Origin of the sequence: Mucilaginibacter aquariorum, from assembly GCF_024498135.1 — a bacterium.
In the GTDB taxonomy this organism is placed as follows: domain Bacteria; phylum Bacteroidota; class Bacteroidia; order Sphingobacteriales; family Sphingobacteriaceae; genus Mucilaginibacter; species Mucilaginibacter aquariorum.
This window is the reverse complement of sequence record NZ_JANHOH010000002.1, coordinates 207,920-231,136: the sequence shown is the minus strand read 5'-3', so window position 1 is coordinate 231,136 and position 23,217 is coordinate 207,920. Positions and strand designations below refer to the sequence as shown.

General features: G+C 42.0%; 18 protein-coding genes. 6 read left to right on the top strand and 12 right to left on the bottom strand.

The window, feature by feature from the left end:
• Positions 1-112: 112 nt before the first annotated feature.
• The 11 genes from NPE20_RS11935 to kduI form a co-directional block, all read right to left on the bottom strand.
• Positions 113-1,300 (bottom strand): ROK family protein, encoded by a 1,188-nt coding sequence (locus NPE20_RS11935; protein WP_256538885.1) that lies wholly within the window; start codon positions 1,298-1,300, stop codon positions 113-115.
• Between the two features lie 255 nt (positions 1,301-1,555).
• Positions 1,556-2,725: a polysaccharide lyase 6 family protein gene (locus NPE20_RS11930; protein WP_256538884.1), complete on the bottom strand. Its 1,170-nt coding sequence runs from the start codon at positions 2,723-2,725 to the stop codon at positions 1,556-1,558.
• 207 nt (positions 2,726-2,932) lie between these two features.
• Positions 2,933-4,804: a RagB/SusD family nutrient uptake outer membrane protein gene (locus NPE20_RS11925; protein ID WP_256538883.1), complete on the bottom strand. Its 1,872-nt coding sequence runs from the start codon at positions 4,802-4,804 to the stop codon at positions 2,933-2,935.
• A gap of 19 nt (positions 4,805-4,823) precedes the next feature.
• Entirely contained in the window at positions 4,824-8,057 is a 3,234-nt protein-coding gene (locus tag NPE20_RS11920; RefSeq protein WP_256538882.1) for a SusC/RagA family TonB-linked outer membrane protein, read from the bottom strand.
• A 208-nt stretch (positions 8,058-8,265) separates the two neighbouring features.
• Complete coding sequence (locus NPE20_RS11915) at positions 8,266-9,051, bottom strand: DUF4350 domain-containing protein (protein ID WP_256538881.1); 786 nt, start codon at positions 9,049-9,051, stop codon at positions 8,266-8,268.
• 236 nt (positions 9,052-9,287) lie between these two features.
• Positions 9,288-10,325, bottom strand: a complete 1,038-nt coding sequence (locus NPE20_RS11910) for a LacI family DNA-binding transcriptional regulator (RefSeq protein ID WP_256538880.1) — start codon at positions 10,323-10,325, stop codon at positions 9,288-9,290.
• Between the two features lie 87 nt (positions 10,326-10,412).
• Positions 10,413-11,705 (bottom strand): MFS transporter, encoded by a 1,293-nt coding sequence (locus tag NPE20_RS11905; RefSeq protein WP_256538879.1) that lies wholly within the window; start codon positions 11,703-11,705, stop codon positions 10,413-10,415.
• A gap of 14 nt (positions 11,706-11,719) precedes the next feature.
• Positions 11,720-12,379 (bottom strand): beta/alpha barrel domain-containing protein, encoded by a 660-nt coding sequence (locus tag NPE20_RS11900; RefSeq protein WP_256538878.1) that lies wholly within the window; start codon positions 12,377-12,379, stop codon positions 11,720-11,722.
• Positions 12,369-13,400: a sugar kinase gene (locus NPE20_RS11895; RefSeq protein ID WP_256538877.1), complete on the bottom strand. Its 1,032-nt coding sequence runs from the start codon at positions 13,398-13,400 to the stop codon at positions 12,369-12,371. Before NPE20_RS11895 ends, NPE20_RS11900 begins: the two co-directional genes overlap by 11 nt.
• A 6-nt stretch (positions 13,401-13,406) precedes the next feature.
• Entirely contained in the window at positions 13,407-14,222 is an 816-nt protein-coding gene (locus tag NPE20_RS11890) for an SDR family oxidoreductase (protein WP_256538876.1), read from the bottom strand.
• 13 nt (positions 14,223-14,235) lie between these two features.
• Entirely contained in the window at positions 14,236-15,066 is an 831-nt protein-coding gene (gene kduI, locus NPE20_RS11885) for a 5-dehydro-4-deoxy-D-glucuronate isomerase (protein ID WP_256538875.1), read from the bottom strand.
• A gap of 280 nt (positions 15,067-15,346) precedes the next feature.
• Between kduI and NPE20_RS11880 the strand changes: the two genes are divergently transcribed.
• Genes NPE20_RS11880 through NPE20_RS11855 form a run of 6 tightly spaced genes read left to right on the top strand, consistent with a single transcriptional unit; the run spans position 15,347 to position 21,579 of the window.
• A complete protein-coding gene (locus NPE20_RS11880; protein ID WP_256538874.1) occupies positions 15,347-15,970 on the top strand; it encodes a NanQ anomerase/TabA/YiaL family protein in 624 nt (207 codons plus the stop codon).
• A 19-nt stretch (positions 15,971-15,989) separates the two neighbouring features.
• Positions 15,990-17,216 carry a glycoside hydrolase family 88 protein gene (locus NPE20_RS11875; protein WP_256538873.1) on the top strand — a complete coding sequence of 409 codons (1,227 nt, stop codon included), beginning with the start codon at positions 15,990-15,992 and terminating at the stop codon, positions 17,214-17,216.
• A gap of 3 nt (positions 17,217-17,219) precedes the next feature.
• A complete protein-coding gene (locus NPE20_RS11870; RefSeq protein WP_256538872.1) occupies positions 17,220-17,582 on the top strand; it encodes a cupin domain-containing protein in 363 nt (120 codons plus the stop codon).
• Between the two features lie 24 nt (positions 17,583-17,606).
• Positions 17,607-18,794, top strand: a complete 1,188-nt coding sequence (gene uxuA, locus NPE20_RS11865) for a mannonate dehydratase (protein WP_256538871.1) — start codon at positions 17,607-17,609, stop codon at positions 18,792-18,794.
• Positions 18,795-18,801: 7 nt separating this feature from the next.
• Positions 18,802-19,899 (top strand): alginate lyase family protein, encoded by a 1,098-nt coding sequence (locus NPE20_RS11860; RefSeq protein ID WP_256538870.1) that lies wholly within the window; start codon positions 18,802-18,804, stop codon positions 19,897-19,899.
• Positions 19,900-19,956: 57 nt separating this feature from the next.
• Positions 19,957-21,579, top strand: a complete 1,623-nt coding sequence (locus NPE20_RS11855; protein WP_256538869.1) for an NADP-dependent glyceraldehyde-3-phosphate dehydrogenase — start codon at positions 19,957-19,959, stop codon at positions 21,577-21,579.
• A 61-nt stretch (positions 21,580-21,640) separates the two neighbouring features.
• On the opposite strand, the gene NPE20_RS11850 is transcribed toward NPE20_RS11855, so the two are convergent.
• Entirely contained in the window at positions 21,641-23,209 is a 1,569-nt protein-coding gene (locus tag NPE20_RS11850) for a DUF5689 domain-containing protein (RefSeq protein WP_256538868.1), read from the bottom strand.
• Positions 23,210-23,217 lie beyond the last annotated feature (8 nt).

The window sequence follows — 23,217 nt, the reverse complement described above, 5'->3', positions numbered from 1 at the left end:
ACTAAATAGCAATAACGCTGTGCACCTTAAGTACATCTGTTTCATTTTGTTGGTTTTAATGATTAATAATGGTTAGTTATATGATTGGTATTATGGTTTATTCAAATGTGTCTTAATTGAAGCTGCAGTTCTCTATTACTAATGTTGCGGCCCCTAAAATTTCAGAATCTGATGCCAGTGCTGATACCTGAATTTCTGTTTGTTCGGCAAGCCAGGGAATACAAAACTCATTAATGGCCTGTTGTATGGGTGCCATTAAAATTTTACCTGCAATTGCACCCCTTCCGCTTAAAACGATAAGCTTTGGGTTCATAATGTGGATTAAGGTTGACATACCTTTTCCAATCAGGAATGCGGCATCTGAAAGTATGGATACCGCCAGCGGATCACCAGATTTGGCAGCCTGCAAAAAATGATCGCCAGACAGATTGCCAGTTTCCTTATAAACCAGTTCCATACTGGAACTGATACCAGCGTCCATTTCAGCTTTTGCACGCTCAAGCAGTACTAATAAAGAGGTGTCAACTTCCAAACATCCTCGTTTTCCACATGAGCAGATCTTGTTACTTTGCGATAGCGGAATGTGGCTAAACTCTCCGGCATAACCGCTATGCCCTCTAAAAAGGCTACCATTTACGATCATGCCCAGCCCTGTTCCCCAGCCAACATTTACAACTAAAACGTCTTTTAAATTCCTCCCGGCACCAAACTTTAATTCGGCCAAGGCAATTAAACTGGAGTCGTTATCTATAAATACGGGCAGGCCAAGTTCTTGCGAAAAGTGTTTTTTAAGGTTAATGCCCGCTTTGGTTTTAAAAAAGCTATGATTTACTCCCTGCTCGGCATTTACAAAACCGGGCATACCAATACCTACTCCCAAAATATGGTCAAGAGGGATACCTGAACGGGATATATAATCTTTTAGAAAATCGCTGAACTCACTAATTAATGATGGAGAATCTACAAGGATAAGTTCCTTTTTTTCGGGCTCCATTTTAACGTTATTCAATAAATCGTAGATAACTACCTGGGTAACCATCTGGTCTACAGCTACTGCAATAATATAGCGTTGCTTTTGGCTATTTAACTGAAAAGCCACGCCACGCCTCCCCCCTGTGGACGGAGCAAGGCCTTGTTCTAATACATATCCTTCTTCTATTAAATTATTAACCGTGTTGGTTATTAATGGTAAGCTTTTGTGTGTTAGCTTACTTAATTCGGTAAGAGAAAGGCTTTTATTGTAATAAAATTGTTTGATAAGTTCTTGCCTTAACAAGTTATGTTTTTTTACAACAGTCATATTTTTTGTAATAGTTTACCAAACTTAGATTATTAATTTAATAAATCAAGATACTTTTTATTTTTTTTAAAAACTATTCAAATGTTTTATAAATTAGTGTTTAGTTGACATTTATTACGATTTAAAAACAAGTGGAATTTTATTATTGTGCTTTAATTTGAGGAGTGGAAATAGCACGAGTAATTAAGAAGACAGAGTGAAATGTCTTCAAAGGAAATTATTAAGGCAAAAAGAACTGAGCTGATTCACAGCTGCTTATTGCAAAACGGGCGTTTTGGTATCGGTTATGGTGTTATTATCCAAATGGTTATTAAATGGGGCAACATCCTGAATAGTACGTGAGGGGTATCGTTTTGTATCAAACTTGCCTGTCCAGTCGGCATTTTTGCTGCCACCTATTAGAATACCGGTATCGCAATGTGTTATGTAATTGTTTTTAATGATACAATCGCTCGCGGCAATATAAAAGCCTGTATCAATTTTACCTTTGGCCATACCATACATCAGCCTTATGGCAATAGGCAGGTTTTTAAAGCTGTTATTAGTAATAGTATGGCCGGTGCCATTAACCCGTATACCACCTATGCCGCCCGCAAATGTATTACTATCTACAAGGCATTCATGCCCTCCGCGCATTACCAGTTCACCATGGCAATTCTCAAAGTAGTTATTAATATATTGGTTACCCGATGATTTATTGCTGATCACTTCCGGCTCGCCGTTGCAGTGTATAAATCTGTTATCGCGCACGGTTGTATAGGAATACCTGTTACCTAACAAGATAGGGTCCTGCCCTATTTGTACGCACTCGCCACCGTTGTTACCTTTCCAGATTACGCTATCCTTATCCATAAATACATTATGATCTATTAAGGTATATAAGGATACATCATTCGCGGTTACCTTTACCTGTATTTCCTGATTGTTAACGTTCCCGGTAAACTGACAATGATCTACACGATTGTGCTCGCCCCGCCCTGATACAACCACAATGGGCATAAACTGCGTATCAACGGTGTTTTTAGTAAAAGTACAATCTGTTATACGGCAATATTTAGCCGCATTCATTTGAATTAAAACCACATCGGCACCTTTGGTTTTAATCAACTGGCAACCTTCAAACTTCAGTCCTTTTATCTGTATATAAGTCCCCGTTATTTGAAATACAGGTCGGCGCACTTCTCCCGAAAACATAGCTTTCACTGAACTTTCTGCGCGGATAATAATAGGTTTATCAACTGTGCCATTGCAATTAATAGTTGTAGCCCAATTGCTATAATTACCATTGGCAATTACAATTTCATCGCCTGCTAAAACACTAACGGCAGCTTTATTAAATTCCTCAGCGGTTTTCACCTTGTATATTTTGCCAAAGCTTAATTGAAAGGCGCATAGGCAGCCAATTGTAAATAGTATATTTTTCATAGATTCATTTTATGATTTTAAAAAGTCGGCCTCCGAAACCTAGTCTTTGATAAATACACTTCAAATATTCTTATTACGCAGCTTCTTCTATTAAATAAAACCAGGCCCATAATTACAGGACCTGGTTTACTCAAACTAATATATTAACCATTTACTCACAGTTACGGGTGTTATTATTAGCAGGGACCCGTAACTGAAAGCTGGATGTTAATTGGTTACTTTATCTAACGGAGGGATATTAGTTTCAGAACCCGAATAGCCCTTGTTTTGATTTATATGTCCTTTAATATTCAAATCGATATCACTTTGTGGTATAGGCCACAATACGTGATACGGTGAAATAGTATAATGGTTACCAGAGTTGGTAACAACCGCCGGGTTTTTATAAAAATCGTTTTTCTCCATTATCCTATCGTAAAAGAAATTGTTGGTAGAGAATGTTCCCACATTATAAGTTTTACCATTATAGGCGGCCTTGCCTGTTTGTGCGAAAATATAGGCCATACGGGTAAGCTCCGTTTTACGGGGTTCTTCCCAATAAAGCTCTCTTTGGCGCTCATCCAGGATGGTACCAATGTTTACTTTACTATCATCTGTTAACAGTTCGGCATTAGCACGTGCCCGTACTTTATTAATATCAGCCATTGCAAGGGCATTTTGGCCTTTCCACCAATAAGCTTCGGCGCGTAACAGGTAAGTTTCTGCCAAACGGAATACATACCAATCTGTATTTGTACCACGTGGCGGGCTCCACCATTTATCAACAGCTATCGGGCCAGAGCCAATGAAAACTTTGTAATGCGGCCAGCCAAACCATGCACGGATAGTATCCTTAGCCCCGTTAAGAAAACGTTGGTTTACGTTCGATGAAGTGTATTGTTCCAAATGTTTACCGTACCAGGCTGGGTCTGATGTTTTAAGGGCTGGTTGGTTGTAAACCAGATCGGTCATATCCATCCACATACCTTTGGCGTGGCGAAGGTCGGTATTATCTGTCCAGATATACTTAGTGGCATATGGTGTACCACGTAAGCGGCCAATACCACGGCCATACCATAAAGTAAGCGGCGATTCTTCTGTTATTTTATCAGAAATACCCGGTTTTAATGCGCCCGGTGTAAGTATAGTCCCGTTATGCCACATAGGTACGCAATTACGCATTACCTGCGAGCCGTTTGGTGTGGCACCTTCTAAAGTTTCGCGGTCTATAACTACATATAATGCCTCTGTGTTTGCAGATATAGATTTGTTTTCGGGGCGGTGCAAATCCCAAACAACGTTTTTAGTAGCGTCGCCTGCAACAATACCAAAACGATTCGTCATTAAAGCATAAGGACCGTTTATAGCAATATTGGCCGATGCGATGGCATCATCAAACAAACCTAATGCAAGGTTTATTTTGGTAAGCAAGTGTGCAGCTGCAGCTTTTGATGGCTCGCCTTTATTACCATTGTCAACCAGTTTGGTTACTGCAAAGTCAAGGTCGGTTTTTATTTGTTTTAGAATAACCATACGCTGCGTGGTAAAATATCCTGTATTTACACCAGTTTCTTCTTTCAATAACAAGGGCACATCGCCAAATTCGTGTACGAGGCGGTAGTACCTGTATGCCCTGTGGAAATATGCACCACTTAAAACCTTGTCTCTTTCATCAGCAGAAGGCCACTTTGCATCGTCTATCCTTGAGATAATAACGTTTGCATCGTGCACGCCCTGCCACCATACCTGCCAGTAACGGCCAATTTTGTTATAGTCGTCACTGTTGAGGTTAGCGGTTGGCGTGATCCTTACATTCAGATCTTGTGCCGGGGTGGTTTTATCTGTGGTACCCTCAACCGCTGCATCTGTAAAGATAGATTCCGTTAACATTGGTGCCGAATCTCCGAAAAATTCAAACCTAACACTTAGGTTAAGATTAAGCAGCGCAGCCCTGAAAGCAGCCGGTGTTGTAAATGTATTACCGGGTGTAAATTTTGAAGGAGCTTCCGGTATCAGGTCACTTCTTTTTGTACATCCGCCGGTGATAAAAACTGCAGCAACTGCAAGCCCGGCTATTATATTTCTATTAATCTTTTTCATATTCTAATCTCTTTATACTTTAAAAAGTCACGTTAAAACCTGCTGCCAGGAACCTTGGAGTTGGCCCGTTATTTTGCGGGTCCCACAAAGGCCAGTCAGAAAATACTGCTGCATTTGTTGCGTTAACAAATAGTTTGGCTGATGACATACCTAAACGTTTAATCAATTGTGGACTAAAGGTGTAACCTAACGATACCGTTTGCAGCCTTACAAATGATGCTTTACGCCATACATTAATAGTTGTGCCTGATGATCCTGAGTTTAAGCGGGCGTAATCGTTTATTGGGTTATCGGGTGTCCAGTATGGAAGTACGTATGAGTTCATACGGCCGTAACCAACGCTTCCCGCATTGTTGGTAGCCTGGTTAAATTGCCTTAGCTGACCAATACTTGATACCAGCATAAAAGAGAAATCGAAATTCTTAAACAAATTAAATTCGTTTCTTAACGACCAGCTAAACTTTGGATTAGTAGAACCCAGGAATTGCTTATCAGCATTAGTGAATTTGAAATCGCCATCCATATCCCGCAATTTAAAATCACCTGGTTTGGCGCCATATTTAGCTGCTTCGGTAGCCTCTGGTGTTTGCCATACGCCTTGTATCTTGTAATCCCAAACGGCATTAACATCGTGGCCAATAAACCAGCCATTACCTAAGTCATCATTTTCTTTAGTAATGTTATTGCCATTGGCATCTGTTGTTTGATACTCGCCATACAGATGCACAATTTTGTTACGGTTCAGATAAAAAGTACCGGTAGCATTCCAGTTAAAGTTTTTACTTTGCATTATCTTGCCTTCAAGCAATACCTCAATACCTTTGTTATTAACTTCGCCAATATTGCTTAACAAGTTTTGCGTAAAAAGACCTTGAATGTTTACTAATGAACGGCTAACAATTAAGTCGGTTGTTTTACGGTTGTAAACATCTACCGAACCACTGATGCGATTGTTAAGAATAGCGAAATCTAAACCCAAGTTAGGGCCGGTAGTACGCTCCCATGTAAGGTCATTATTTTGTAATGAGGTTACAAAGATGCTATTGTTGTTCACTACTACCCCACCCGGCGTAACAGTTGGATATTTACCGGTAATAATTGTTGCAAGCGCCAAACTTGGATCGGCAGTACCGCTCTGTAAACGGTTACCATTAGACCCGTAACCAAAGCGCAGTTTACCGTAGTTTAGCCAGCTAAAGAAATTGGTTTTAAAGAATTTCTCATCGCTAAATGTCCAGGCAACGGCACCATTGGCATAATTCTGCCTTGGTTTTTTTAAACCAAAGGGCGAGAAACCATCCCGGCGCGCAGTGAAAGTAAAATTATATTTACCCATCAGTGTATAGTTGATACGCCCCATTATCGCATCTGCGTTATAGATACGGTCGTCGCTGCTCTCAATAGGTAAAGTACCAGCACCAATGTTATGATAGCCTAATGCATCGCTTGGACTAAATTGTGTATTAGATGCTGAGGTGTACCAGGTTTGGTATTTTTCTTTGTTTAGCAGGAACGTTGCATCAAAGCTGTGTACGCCAAAACTTTTGTTCCAGTTGAGAATATTATCAATGTTATATCGATACCTATTCTCCATAGTACGGGTGGCTGTACCACCTGATAATTCGTTAGGATTGGCAACCGGGCGGTAAAAGAAATTTCGGTAAGATTCTATCTGAGGTGAAAAGTTCAAGGTGTATTTGAAGCCAAACGGCAGATCAACCTTAGCAAACAGGGTTGAGAAAAGCACATTCTGAACATTCACATTTTGGTTGTACTTATTCCCCAGGAAAGGGTTACGCTGATTTAAACCGCTGTCATCAGTAGCTATACGGCGCAGGCTACCATCAGCATTATAAAAATCACCGTAAGGCGATGAGTTGATGATCTGCGTCCAATCTGCTTCTGTTCGGTCTATAGCCTGGCCGCTTAAAGCACTGCCCAACGCACCTTCATCACGTACGGAATATTGCGCGTTAACACCAAGTGTTAAAAATTTTGCGGCTTTACCCTCTAAATTTAAACGGAAACGGGTGTCGTTATAATCACCTCCCTGTATTAGGTTTTGGTTTTTGGTAAAGTTACCAGAGAAATAGTAGCTAACGTTATCGCCCCTGCCCGATAAACTGGCAGTATAATCCTGGCGCACGCCATTTCTGAATATCAATTTACTCCAGTCGGTAACTTTTCCGTTCTGGTAATTAGTGATCTCATTAGGGAATAAACCTAAACGTTGCAGATAAATAGTAACAGGGTCGCCGGTTGCGCCATTCAGAAACTGGTCTAAAGTTACGCCGGCAGGCAATGCCCTTGGGTCGCTGTAGTAATAGCTTGGGTTTGATGAGTTAGCGCTTCGCTGAACATCAGATCTCCAATTCAGGAATCCCTCTCCCTGATAATATTTTTGATTTTGCAGTAATTGTGCAATACCCATATTGGCATTTAAAGTAATTACCGACCCGCCTTTTTTACCTTTTTTGGTGGTAATTGCTACAACACCACCTGCTGCCTGTGCACCGTACACCGCAAGCGCGCTTGGGTCGCGCAAAACGTCTACCCTGTCTATGTCATTTGGGTTGATATCAGCAAGGTCACCAAAGTAAATAACGTTATCTAACACAATAAGCGGCCTAACGTTACCCGATAAACTGGCCTGGCCTCTAACCTGCAGGTCGCCAACGCCACCGCCTTTAGCAGATGTAGTTAAACCAACAGAAATACCCGGCACAGCACCTCTCAATACATCGGTAACGCTGGTTGGGTTATCATTTTCAAACTTATCAGCCTTAACGCTTGTAATGGCACCTGTTACATCTTTAACAGCACGTGTGCCATAACCTATTACTACAACCTCGGTAAGGTCCTTTGAGTTAGGCAAAAGCTGAACGTTGTATTCGGTATTCGCGCCTACGGTTATCTCTTTGCTATCATAACCAACAAACGAGAAAACCAGCGTAGCACCTTGCTCTGCGTCAATGGCATATTTACCATTTGCATCTGTCGAAGCACCTATGGTTGTGCCTTTTTCCCTGACGTTTACACCGGGCAACGGCAGGTTTTTTTCATCGGTAACAGTACCTGTTATCTTTGCCTGCTTGATTGCCTTAAGGCTATTTGGCGCGGTTTTATCAGCCGGAATACTCCATGCCGGGCGCAGTTTATTAATGTGTGCATAGGCGCTGCCGAGCATCACAAACAGTGATATGGCAGTGAAAACACACTTTTTAAGTGATTTTTGTAGAAGTCTATTCTTCATATTTATATGTTAAGAATTAAGTTTTTTCAAATTTTTTGACAAAAGGATTCCCCCACGATTATTCATCGCGTTTTTTTTGTTTCGATAAGAGAATCAGATTTTTTTTTAAATACTGCCGGGGTTTGGCATCAGCGGTATCTTAGATCACGGCTTTTTGGTTTCTTGCTTCATAAATTGATTTTGGGGTTTAGTTTAATATTGGTTGGGTTTATTGGTTTACTTGTAGTAAAAGATATTTTGTAAGATCGGCGGCGGCCTTATCATTGTCAAAACCTGCAGGCAGCCGCCCGTTCACATATTCATTGTACAGCCAGGGGTCGCCTACAGCAAAAACAGTCCCTTTGCCGTATTTTGTAATGGCCGCGATAGTCGCGCCAGCTGGAGACTTTAAAATAGCCGTTGCCTTACCTGTTAGCCCAATGCTGCAAACATCTTTCAGGAAAGGTTTTTGTGATGTTTTAAAGACCGGGTTGTTATTTATTGATACTGCGCCGTCTTCAAAATGGGCATCATCAATAACATGGTTTTGCATATCGTTATTAAAATGCATCCCGAAGCAGCCGGCAAGTATATTAAAATGCCGTAGCTCTACATTAGCGCTATCATTAGCCATTAATACCAATACGCCGCCTGATTTAACCCACTGCGCGATATTATCAGCGTCGGCTTTTTGAATGTAATTGGGTGATGGATTTTCCTTTTTGCTATCAGGGTCAACAATGATATAAATGGCTACTCCTTTAAGGCTTTGTGATGTAGGCGCAACCTCTATACTCGTTAATTTAGCACCCTGCGATTTAAAAATATCACCCCAGATAGAAAACCCCGAATTAGTGGTATCCTCCCACATATAATGAAACCTTTTGTTTTGGCCATCTTTGGTTGTATGTGTTTCATGGTTAAAATAATAATCGAGGGCAACGGTTTGCGCCATTACCTTCCCGGCAATAATTGAATACACGAAGAGTACAATAACGAGGAGCCTGCGTTTCATTTTTAAAAAAAGTAATTAATATGGATACAGCGGTTATAATTGGTATATGTATATAACTGTACTAACCAAAAGTACCTTTGTTAGCTTACTGTTGGTATAATTTGAGGATATTTATTTACGACATCGTTTTCGCTACGTGATAGTTACGCAGTATTAAGGCCCTATAAACACTGTTTAAACCAACATTATGGCAGAAAGACTTAAAGACACTAAGGGAAGATTTGCAGGTTTACCCCCTACCGATTTTTCGGGGCGGTAGAATCGCGCGTAACAAGCTGTGTGGGTAACACTATTGTTTCAAATTCATGAACCGGCCTTTTGGCTAAAATAAGTTCTAAAAGCTTTTGGGTAGCTTTTTGCCCCATCTCAAACCCGGGCTGATAAACCGAGCTAAGCGATGGGTTTAATACATCGGCAAGAGTAGTATTGGTGTAGCCAATCAGTGCAATTTCCTGGGGGATTTTGATCTTTAATTTATTAAGCAGGAACAGCGTAGTGGTGGTTATCCTGTCGGATGTGGTGAAGATAGCATCCGGTTTATCATTCAATGAAAGCAGTTGATTGATCGCGTTCTCTACCTCGCCAGTATCGCGGCCACCATGCGGGCAGTGGATAATAATTTCTTCATCTATTGGCATACCCGACTCTTCCAATGCTTTCTGGTAACCTGCAAAACGCTCTTTGGTAATAGATATATTTGGCGGATTGGTAATATGTGCAATACGTTTATATCCACCGTCCAGCAGGTGGCGGGTAGCATCGTAACTGCCTTTAAAATTATCAGAAATTACTTTATGCGTTTCTATCTCATCAGAGATACGGTCAAAAAATACAATAGGTAAACCCTGGCGGTGTAATTTTTGCAAGTATTCAACATCCTTCGTTTCGGTAGAAAGGGATATCAATAAACCATCGATGGAATGGTGTGTAAGGTGGGCAACGTTCTTCACTTCCAAATCAGATGATTCGTGTGTTTGGGTAATAATAACGTTAAAACCTGCCTCGTAGGCTACCGATTCGATCCCATTAATTACCTGCGAAAAAAATTGATTTTCTATCGTGGAAACAACAATACCTATTGATTTACTATGACCTTGCTTTAAACTTTGAGCAATTGGGTTCGGCCGATAGTTGTGTTCCAGCGCATATTCGTTTACAATTTTTTTTGTGTTCTCGCTAATTTCGTAACTATCTCGCAACGCCTTTGAAACCGTAGATACCGATAGATTAAGCGCTGTAGCAATGTCCTTTATTGTAATTGAGCTAAAATTCATATTAGGTTATCTGCTAAGCAAACTCCACTGCACTGTGCTTAACATTTTACCAATGTAATAAATCTTACTTGTTTATGGAAATTGTAACTACAATTTCACAACCTTCATACGTGGCGTTAACAAATGCATTATAAGCCATGCAAGTAAATACGCGCAGGCACATATCGAAAAAATGATATTATATCCTGCGATAATATTACCGGCTTCTTTATATGTTTCTAACACCCAACCTATAATAAAAGGAAAAATAATCCCTCCTACAGAACCGGCCATCCCACCAATACCAACAACCGAACTTACTGCCCGCTTAGGGAACATATCAGATGCCGTAGTGAAGATATTAGCGCTCCAGGCTTGATGAGCAGCCGCAGCCAGACTTATTAAGGCAACTGCCTGCCATATATTGGTTGCATAACGCGCCCCAAATATGGGCAGTACACAAAGTGCAAACAAAAACATAGCTGTTTTGCGTGCCTTAAATACCGGCATGCCACGTTTTATAAACCACGAAGAAAGGAAACCACCGCCAATACTACCAATCGTTGTAGCAGTATAAACAATCACTAACGGCAAACTTGGCTTAGTAAGGTCTAACTTAAATGTGCTTGCAAAATATGAAGGCAACCAAAACAAAAAGAACCACCAAATTGGATCGGTAAGAAATTTGCCAACAACAAACACCCAGGTTTGCCTAATGCTGAAAAGCCTTACCCATTTTACTTTAGTTTCAGGCTCACCGTCAACAACGCTTTCGTCTATATCGCTATGAATATGTTCAAATTCTGTCTTACTTATCTTTTTGTGCCGCGAAGGTATTTCGTAAAATATCCACCAGAATATAAGCCATACAAAACCTATTGCACCTGTTATAAGGAAAGCCATTTGCCAACCGTAAATACCTAATATCCATGGTACCATTACCGGAGCAGCCACCGCCCCAATGTTTGCACCCGAATTAAATATCCCCGTTGCCAACGCACGTTCCTTTTTAGGGAACCACTCTGCTACTACCTTAATAGCCGCCGGGAAATTACCAGATTCGCCCAGGCCCAAAGCCGCCCTAACTACGCCAAAACCTAAAGTTGTTTTTACAATTGCATGTAACATAGCTGCCAAACTCCATACAATTAGCGATATGGTATAACCAAGCTTAGTCCCCAACCTGTCAATAAAACCGCCAAATGCAAGCAAACCAATTGCGTAAGCTGCCTGAAAAGCCATTACTATATAGCCATAATCCTCTTCTGTCCAGTGAAACTCTTTTTCGAGGGTTGGTTTCAGAAAACCGATAACTTGCCTGTCGAGGTAATTAATGGTGGTTGCAAAAAACAATAAGGTTACAACTACCCACCTGTAATTGGTTTTTTTAGTATCGCTCATAATTGGTATTTAGGTTATCTTGCCGACTGCACAAACTGTAATGCCCGTAAAGTTGCTATATATAATTGGTTGTATTCTTGTTTCTGAATAATGCTTTTTGTAATTAATTTGCTACCCATGCCAACTGCAGATACTCCGGCATCAAACCACGCACTAATGTTTTCCTGGCTCATCTCTACACCGCCTGTTGGCATCATCAGTACACCCGGGAAAAGCTCTTTCACTGCTGATACGAATGCCGGCCCTAATATGTTAGCCGGGAAAAGTTTTATTAATACGGCGCCCAGTTGCTGCGCGTTGTAAATTTCGGTAGGTGTCATACAACCGGGGATCCAAAGCAGATCATTCTTTGCTGCAACAGCAGCCACACCGGGGTTCACCAGCGGCGATATTAAGAAATTGGCTCCTGCATCCACAAATTGTACAGCCTCCTCGGCAGACTTTATGGTACCTATCCCTAAAAGCAGATCTGGTAACTCCTCCTGCTGTAATTTTTTTAATGCTCTAAAATTATCAAGTGCTGCCCCACCACGATTGGTATATTCAATAAGCCTGATCCCGGCTTCATAAAGCTTACGGGTGATGGCTATGCTTGCCTCCTTGCTATCATTATAAAACAGCGGAAGGATGCCTTGTTTAATTATACTATCCTGTATCTGGCTTTTAGTTGGCATATTTAATGGCTTGGGTTATTTGTTCTATGGTGCTTTTTGTAGCATCGCCGGCAATAGATAATTTTTCAAAAGCAGCGGCTGTAGCGAAATTCACTATTGCCAATGGGTTCATTTGTTTACGATAGCCATATATCAGCCCTGCCATAAAGCAATCGCCGCTCCCTACTTTATCAATAACATTTTCTGAAATATACTCGCTCGAATTATGCAGTTCCCCGTCCTGATACAAAGCAGTGTAATATTTTATACCAGTTTCATGATCAAACCTAAACGTATTGGCTACGGCCCTGCATTTTGGGAACAATTCCATTATCTTTTCTGAGCTATTTATGGCTTCTTTTAAATAATTTTCTTTAGTGCCAATATGGTGCACATCCGGGTTAACCGGTATACCTAATAAACTTTCTGCCGCCCAAATGTTGCCCATTATCAAATGACAATATTTCACCAGGTTCGGCATTATTTCTTGCGGATGCTTGCCGTATTGCCAGAGCTTTGCACGATAATTCAGATCAATGGATATAGTGATATCCCGCTTTGATGCCGCTATCAAAACCTCCGCACACAGATCTGCGGTTTGCTGACTTAAAGCCGGGCAAATGGCACTAAAATGAAACCAGCTTACGTCCGATAAAACTTTGTCCCAATTAATAACACCGGGTTTTAATTCTGCAAATGCCGAACCTGCGCGGTCATATATCACCGCATCATGTTTCATATCCGCACCAGTGGTTAAATAAAACAGGCCCAGTCTTGTACCGCCGTTATGAATAGCCGACGTATCTATACCCCGTTCATTTACATAATTAATAATTTGTGCCGATAACCCATTATCCGGCAAAGCCGTAAAATAGCTTGTATCTATTCCCCACAAAGCCAGCGCGGTAGCAACATTTAACTCGGCGCCGCCAACATGTACGGGCAGTTGATTGGCATTAAGCCAACTGCCATCCGCATCCGGGCAAATCCTTAGCAATAACTCGCCAAAGGTTAAAACAGAGCCGGTATTTGAAGCGTTCAAACTCATTTATACGCCGCCAAATATCGAGAAGCCGCCATCAACACATATCATAGAACCGGTTACAAATGCCGATGCATCGCTCAGCAGCCAAACCAAAGCGCCTATCAGCTCATCGGGGTTACCAAAGCGCTTAAAAGGGGTTTGCTTTATCACTAATCCACCTCTTTGTGTATACCCTCCTTCTGGTAATGTAAGCAAATTGCGGTTTTGCTCGGTAAGGAAAAAGCCGGGGGCGAGGGCATTCATCCTAATGGCATCGCCATAACGGTTAGCCAGTTCAACAGCAAACCACTGGTTGTAACAATCAACAGCAGCCTTACCCATACTATATCCTAATACTTTGGTAATTGCCCTTTTAGAGTTCATGGACGATATATTTACAATACTGCCTTTGCCTGTTTTAGCAATGGCATCACCAAAAACCTGAGTGGGCAATAAGGTTCCCCAAAGATTTACCTCCATTACTTTTTTCATCCCATCAAGGTTCATGCTAAATATATCCTCATCGGGCTGCAAAACACCATCGGGCATGTTACCACCGGCACCATTCACCAGGCCATCAAGGCGGCCAAAACGATCAAGCAGGGTTTTCCGGGCTGTTATTAACGATGCTTCATCCAGCACATCGGCAACTAAGGCAAGGGCTTGTCCGCCCTTTTTATTAATGGCTTCCGCCCTTTCGTCTGCTACTTCTTTATTACGACCCAAAATCCCCACTGCGCCACCGGCTTCAACAATACCATTAATAAACGAATTGCCCAATATGCCGGTACCGCCGGTTACTATTATTACTTTGCCTTTTAACGAATAAATATTTTCCATTGCTCCTTAGTATTTATCTGATATCATCAATGCTGATAGCATCCATATCGGTATAATCGAGGTTTTCGCCACCCATACCCCATATAAAACTATAATTACTTGTACCCGCGCCCGAGTGCATGCTCCATGATGGCGATACAACAGCACCGTAGTTGCCAATTAAAATATGCCGGGTTTCGGTAGCTTCGCCCATAAGGTGAAATACCTTTTGCCCTTCGGGGATATCAAAGTAAAAGTACGCCTCCATCCGCCTATCGTGCACGTGCGGTGGCATGGTGTTCCATACACTGCCTTCATGCAAAACAGTTAAACCCATTACCAATTGGCAGCTTTGAATGCCCGCGGTATGGATGTATTTATTTATGGTACGTTTATTAGCTGTTGCATCGACCCCGGCATTAACCTTTTCGGCTTCATCAATGGTCATTAAGCTGGTGGGGTAGCTTTTATGTGCCGGTGACGATAACAGGTAAAATACCGGCGGGTTTGCCGCATCGTCAGCTTTAAAGCTAACTTCTTTAACGCCTTTACCCAAATAGAGGCAATCCAGTTTCTTTAATTTAAAAACTTCGCCATCGGCATTCACTTCGCCATCCCCGGCTACGTTTATAATGCCAATCTCGCGGCGTTCTAAAAAGTAGTCCGCTTTTAAATTGGGGTAATTTTCCAGTGTCAATGTGTTCGTAACGGGATGGGCGACACCAAGTATAATACGATCATAGTGGGTGTATGCACAATTTATCTGGTCAGCCTTTATTAAGTTGTCTATTAAAAAACGATCGCGTATTTGTTCTGTCCCGTAGATTTTAAAATCATCCGGGTGAACGCTATGTAGTACTTTCAAAACAAGAAATATTAGTGTTTAATTTACAATTGTTCAGCAAGTCTACAATTATGATATATCAATCAGAAGCAATCCGCGAGTTATTTCTACGCAAACGTTATCGAAGACTTTTGAGCACCAAATGTAGCAGCACACATACCAGAAACTATAACGTTTGCGTAGAATTAATATGAGTTAAGGCATCAATTTAAATGATTTCATCGTAATATTGACGTGTAATGATACCCGTTTTATCCCCCGGAAACAGGTACATTATTTTATAAACCAATTCAATAAAATCATGAAAATCAAATCCCTATTTCAGCTTAGTATAGCTGCTATTAGTTTTATTACAATGGAAAACACAGCAATTGCACAAACCAAAAACGATAGCAGCATTAACCCAAAAACCGCCGAAAAGTGGCTGCACAGCAACAAATGGAAAGATGATTTAAAATTGAACGCTCATCAATCTGTTAACGTGGTTGAATTTTACAAACAGTATCATAATAATAAAGCAGTTTGGGATAAAGTGATCTTGTTTTTAAAGGATACTAACCTGGATACATTAAGCGTAGGTAAGCATGCTGTTGATGGCGACAATGCTTATGCCATTGTAACCGAAGGGCCGTCGAAAGAACTGGATAAGGCCGGTTGGGAATCGCACAAAAAATACATCGACCTGCAATATGTTATAAAAGGCAAAGAGCGGATAGATGTTGTTAATATAGATAAAGCAACAGTTACCAAACCTTATGATGAGGCTAAAGATAATGCTGCCTACACTGCCGAAGGTACCTCTTACTTTGCAGTGCCCGGCACATTCTACTTATTCTTCCCGCAGGATGTTCACCGCCCTAATATTAAGGTAGACGGGTATGATGTTGTTAAAAAATTGGTGATTAAAATTAAAGTAGCCAATTAAATTGTTTTTAAGATCATTTATGAAAATCAAACACATATTCCCGCTGATATTGTCGGGCAGTTTTGCACTTAATGTTTCCGCTCAAAACAATGCGCCTAAAGCATTCCAATTTGCCGAGCATCAAACCAGGCTGCTACTCACCGAAACAGCCAAAACTAAAACGACTGCTGCAAAGCCAAATCTTTTATCACCACGCACGCTAAATACCAAGGGCGATCTGTTAATTGTATCTCCTAAAGATTGGTGCAGTGGTTTTTTTGCGGGTAATCTTTGGTTTTTATATGAGTACACCGGTAATAAATTTTGGAAGGAACAATCTGAGCCCTTTACCACTGTAATGGAAGCTGAAAAAACCGACGGTGGCACACATGACATGGGCTTTAAGCTTTATAACAGTGTGGGCAACGCTTATCGCTTAACGCACGAGCAGAAATATAAGGATGATATTATACAGGCGGCCAAAACTTTAATAACCCGCTTTAACCCTACCATAGGCTGCATAAAATCATGGGACCATCGTAAGGAATGGAAGTTCCCGGTTATTATTGATAATATGATGAACCTGGAACTCCTGTTTGAGGCAACCAAATTAAGCGGCGATTCCAGCTTTTATAAAGTAGCTGTAGCGCATGCAAATACTACGCTTAAAAACCATTTCAGGCCCGATAACAGCTCATACCACGTAATTGATTACGACCCGGAGACAGGCAAGGTATTGCATAAACAAACTCATCAGGGTTTTGCAGATAGCTCGGCATGGGCCCGCGGACAAGCATGGGGACTTTACGGTTATACTATGTGCTACCGTGAAACGGGTAATAAAGCCTACTTACGGGAAGCTGAAAAGATAGCTAAATATATTTTCAGCAATCCGCAAATGCCTGCCGACCTGGTTCCTTACTGGGATTATGATGCCGCCAAACTTGGTAACCAGCCGCGCGATGCTTCGGCCGCCTCAATTGCAGCATCGGCATTGTATGAGTTGAGTACTTACAGCAAAAACGCTAAGATCTATAAAAAAACAGCGGATAAAATATTAAATAGTCTGGCTAACAATTACCAGCCACAACCCGATAGCGCACGTGGATTTTTATTATTGCACAGCACCGGCCACAAACCTGCCAATAGCGAAATTGATGTGCCCATTATTTATGCCGATTATTACTATCTGGAAGCTTTGCTGCGCCAAAAACGATTGGCAGATAAAAAACCTGTTATAAACGCAGCAGGCCATTTAAAAAATTAGGATATGATACAAAGCAACTTATTTCAGTTTGAAGATACTACCGACTGGCAAACTGTTGGTGATGGGGTTCAGCGGCAGGTTTTTGGCTATGATGATAAGCTGATGATGGTAAAAGTAAAGTTTGCCAAGGGCAGCTGCGGTGCTTTACACAGTCATGCACACTCGCAGGTGAGTTATGTAGAGAGCGGTGCTTTTGAAATGACCATGGGCGAAACCGTAAAGATAATTCGCAAGGGTGATGGCTATTACGTAACTCCTTTTACCGTACATGGATGTGTATGTTTGGAGGATGGCATGCTGGTAGATGCTTTTAGCCCTGCGCGCTGGGATTTTTTACCTGCCGATAGCGAGCAATATACTTTGTAAATTAGGCGATCAAAATCTATCAAAATGAGCTTAGAACAAACATGGCGCTGGTATGGCCCTAACGATCCGGTTAGTTTAGCCGATGCCAAACAAGCCGGGGCTACCGGGATTGTTACCGCGTTACACCATATTCCCAACGGCGAGATCTGGCCGGTGGATGAGATCCTGAAAAGGAAAAAAATTATTGAGGATGCCGGGTTAACCTGGTCGGTGATAGAGAGCGTGCCAGTACACGAAAACATCAAGAAACGGAACGGAAATTACGAGCAATTGCTTAAAAATTACCGTCAAACACTACTAAACCTGGGTCAATGCGGCCTAAATATAGTATGTTATAACTTTATGCCCGTGCTGGATTGGACCCGTACCAACCTTGACTACCCTATGCCTGATGGCTCAACTGCACTAAGGTTTGATACCATCGCCTTCGCCGCTTTCGACCTTTATATTTTGAACCGCCCCGGCGCAGAAAAAGACTATCCGGAAGCTGTAAAAAACAAGGCAAAGATATATTATGATGGATTGAATGAGATTGATCAGCAGCAACTTGTAAAAAACATAATTGCCGGCCTGCCAGGCTCTGAGGAAGGTTACACCACCGAAAAGTTCCTGGAAATGCTTGCCTCTTACAGTGATATTGATGCAAAAACGCTAAAAGCCAACCTTTCCTATTTTTTACAGCAGGTTATTCCTGCCGCTGAACAGGCCGGGGTATTGATGTGCATCCATCCTGACGACCCGCCCTACCCTATTTTGGGCTTGCCAAGGGTGGTGAGTAATGAGCAGGATATATTAGATATTTACAACGCGGTAGATAGTCCAAACAATGGCCTCACCTTTTGCACAGGTTCTTTTGGGGTAATTGAAAGCAATGACCTGCCCGGTATGGTTAAGCGCCTGGGCGATCGTATCCACTTTATCCACCTAAGAAGTACCAGACGCGACGAGGAAGGCAACTTCTATGAAGCCGACCATTTAACCGGCGACGTGGATATGTATGCGGTAATGAAAGCCCTGCTGGAAGAGCAGCAAAAAAGAATAGCCAACGGGCGCAAAGATAGCCGCATGCCTTTCAGGCCAGATCATGGGCATAAAATGCTGGATGACCTGCATAAAAAAACCAATCCGGGTTATTCTGCTATTGGCCGTTTAAGGGGCCTTGCCGAACTACGGGGGCTGGAATTGGGAATAAAACGCTCTTTAAACCATTAATACGTTGATGAAAAAACTCTTATGCTTTTTTGGATTATTGGCAATTACTATTTGTAGTAAAGCGCAGATAATCAGCCTTGATAAAAATGAGGTTGCCCTGATGCGTAAAACCATCAATAAGGACAGTAAATATAAAAAAGCATTTGAACCCTATCAAAAAACTGCCGACCAAGCCTTAACAGAAACACCAAATCCTATAGAAACCATATTATCCCAGGGCCTGTTAGCCGGCGACCAAAAAAAAACCGCCAGTTTAAAGGCTGTTGAAGATGCTTATAAAACCTATGCGCTTGCCCTCACCTACAAATACTCGGGCAAAAAAGAATACCTGGATAAAGCCATAACGTTTTTAACGGCTTGGTCAAAGGTTAATAAAGCTACCGAAGACCCTATTAACGAAACCAAGCTGGAAGATATGGTTACCGCTTATGACCTGATCAGAAGCGAAATAAAACCTAATGATAAAACCTTAATTGACGGATGGATGCGCAGCATGGCCAATGCACAGGTTAACAGCGCCTCAGCTAAAGGCAACCGGGGCACAGCCATTAACAACTGGAACTCGCATCGGATAAAAATGTTTACGCTTATAGCATACACCCTGCACGATGACAGCTACAACAGTACCATCACACAGGAGTTGGAAAAGCATCTCAACATCAACTTAAACCCCGACGGCACTACGCATGACCTTGTTGAGCGCGACGCTTTCCATTATCAAACTTATGACATAGAGCCCCTGCTATCGGCATGTATTGCCATATATAGGGCAACGGGCAAAGATTATTTCACCTGGCAAACAGCCAATGGTTCGTCCATTAAAAAATGTGTTGATTACATGACGCCTTTTATGACCGGCGAAAAAACACATCCGGAGTTTGTGAACAGCAAAGTACCGTTTGATTTAAAACGAGCCCAAAATGGCGAAAAGGGCTATGCGCCCGGCACTTTGTTCGAGCCAAAAAATGGCGTGGAAACTTTCGCGTTAGCAGCCTACTTTGATACCGATTATCTGAAAGTTATTCGCAAAGCAACAAATAACAACGATTACCTTAACTGGCACATGGCTTTAGATGCATTTACAACTAACAAGAAAAAATCATAAATTACAGCTTCTTATGTAGTGCACTGTGTTTTATTGTTAACTGTAAAAACTACCCCTATGAACTTCGAAGAACATTTAAGATCGTTATTCGTTGATGCCGATGAAATACCTGAATCCTTCCGGATAGACGAGCTCCATCAACGTGAATATCTTAGCAATGGCGAAATGGTACAATGGGACGGTGAAGTGAGCACCGTTTACTCGCCCATTTGCTTGCCTACGGCTGATGGTTTAAAAAGAAAACTGATTGGCAGCTATCCCCTGGGAACCGAAAAGGAAGCCATGGAAGCCTTATCCGCGGCAGAAGCAGCCTATGATAACGGTCGTGGCGAATGGCCAACCATGAGTATTGAAGGCCGCATAAATTGTATGCAAAATTTTGTGTACAAAATGATAGAGCAGCGCGATCTGGTTATCAAGCTTATTATGTGGGAAATAGGCAAATCGCACGCCGACTCTACCAAAGAGTTTGACCGTACCGTTGAATACATCAACCTTACCATTGATGCCTTAAAAGAGCTGGACAGGCGCTCATCGCGTTTTGAGCTGGCCGAGGGCATTATAGCGCAAACCCGCCGTGCACCGCTGGGTGTTGTAATTTGCATGGGGCCGTTCAATTATCCGCTTAACGAAACTTATACTACGCTTATACCGGCTATAATTATGGGCAATACCATTTTGTTTAAACCACCTAAACATGGTACGCTGGTACATTATCCGCTGTTAAAAGCGTTTAAGGAAGCATTCCCTCCGGGGGTGGTAAATACCATTTATGGCCGTGGCGCAAATGTTACACCGGGCTTAATGGCTACCGGCAGGATCAATGTGCTTGCCTTTATAGGATCGAGCAAGGTTGCTAACGATTTAAAGAAACGCCATCCTAAAATTAACCGCCTGCGTGCTGTTTTGAGTTTGGATGCTAAAAATGCGGCCATCGTAACCAAAAACGCCGATCTGCAACTGGCCGTTAACGAAATTATATTAGGCGCCCTCTCATACAACGGGCAACGTTGTACAGCCTTAAAAATAATACATGTACATAAAGATGTTGCCGATACCCTTTTAGAATTACTTAGCCAGGCCGTATCACGTTTAAAACTTGGGATGCCATGGGTAAGCGGTGTTAACATTACTCCAGTTGCAGAACCCGGTAAACCCGGCTATTTAAAAGAATGTATTGATGACGCGATTATGAACGGCGCAAAGGTGATCAACGAAAATGGTGGCACCGCTGTAGAATCATTTGTGTACCCTGCTATTGTTTACCCGGTAAAAAAGGGAATGAAACTTTACCTGGAGGAACAATTTGGGCCCGTTATACCAGTGATCCCGTTTGAGTCGATCGAAGAGCCCATACAATATCAGATAGAATCTCCGCATGGTATGCAGGTAAGCATATTTAGTAATGATGCTAAAGAATTAGCCTCGCTGATAGATCCGTTTGTTAACCTGGTAAGCCGGGTAAATATTAACAGCCAGTCGCAGCGCGGGCCTGATGTATTCCCTTTTACCGGTCGAAAAGACAGCGCCGAAGGTACCTTATCAGTTAACGATGCTTTGCGTTCATTCTCGCTTCGCTCTTTAGTAGCTGCCAAAATGAACGAGACCAATAAGCAACTGTTTAACGATATTGTAAAAGGCCACGAATCTAATTTTTTAAGCACAGATTATATTTTTTGATCTGCCGCATAATAAAGCCGCCTGCAAATTTGCAGGCGGCATATATTCATTTAGTTAGTTATTAGTTCGACATTACGTTTACGTCTGCACCGGTTTCAATATCAGACAGGCTTGAAGTTGGCTGCAATTGATATAACTTGAATCCACGTGGTGTAAGCCAGGTTTTGCTGGTCGCATCAAAATTACCGCCCAACTTCACAAAAAATCCGGCATCGGCAGGTGTTGAGTGCGGAATAACATAGGTATTTGTTCCCTGGTAAAAGAACGGCTGCGCTGTTGATCCATCCAATGCGTTATAATGATCGTTATCAGCCACGCGGTAACCTTTGTTTGTAGTAGCATTATAAATGGTCGTTACACCCGTACCACCAAACAATACCGCATCAACCGGTACCGAGGTTTCCGTTACAATCACACCATCAAAAATAGCCACGCCTCCCGCATTACCGCTATTTGGCAACAAACCTGCGGTTGCGCTTCCAAAACCATCGCCATCATTAGTAACATAGGCAATTGACCTTATCCATTTTGCAGTACTGATATCTGTAGTATTTGGTCCGTTTATACGTTTGTTGCTCCCCCCTACGTAAAAAAATTCTCCTTTTAGAACGCTGCCTTCGGTAAGGTTAAATTTATAAGTACGGCCACCACCGGTTGCCCAGCCTGCACCAGGTGCGTCGCCTTTATTAGGTTCGGCAGCACCCGCGTTTGTACAGCTAACAACAGCCATTGGTGTTTTACTGAAATCTATATCACGTGTGGCCCTAAACTGGAAATATTCATAGTTGCCATCAGCACCTTTGGTATCATTTATATATCCGGTAACAATAACCGGTGATTTACCAAGCGAAGCATTTGGATCTGCCGGTTTAGTAATATCACTAACATCTGAAATACCACGGGGCCATAACTGCAATGCGGTTTCACCCTGGTTGTTTTTACCTATTAATAATATACCCGCCACAGTTGCACTGGCAGGCAGTTTAGCATTTGCAAAACTGGCAGATGCCTCAGTATGCAGCATAATACTATCGGCACCATTTACCAGGTAGCGGTCGCCGGCAAAAGTATCGTCAATGTTAGGTGCAGGTGATACAGTTGCCATTTTAATCTGCACCAAAGTGCTTTCATACTGATCCGGGTTGTTTTTGATAGAATAGCTGGAAGCAGACTGCACTGTTACATGGTTATTTTCTGAAACCTTTTTAATAGCTGTTTCGCTTAACCCGCTTATCTGTAAAGAACCATTCACTCTTTTTAAGGTAGTTCCTACCACATTTATTACAAGTGAATCGCCTGAGTGATAAGCAGAGGCCGCGTTACCCAAAGAAAAAGAGATACCGCGCAAAACGCCCCTGCGATAGTTTTGCATTACTACAATCCCCGATGGTACGTTGCCCGAATCGGGCATGGAAATTACGGTACCTACAATTTGGGTAGCACCTAGCAGTTTTTCCTTTGTTAAAGTTACATCAGCGCCTTTGTACAGAACGCGCAGGTCGCCTACCGCAATAGTCGGGCTCAGTTCTCCCGCGGTAAAATTGTGTTTCTGGCATGCGCTAATTAGCAGCACCGCAAGGCATATCGCGATGTAAAAAAATCTTGTTTTTATTGACTTGTATATTTTCATGACTCTGA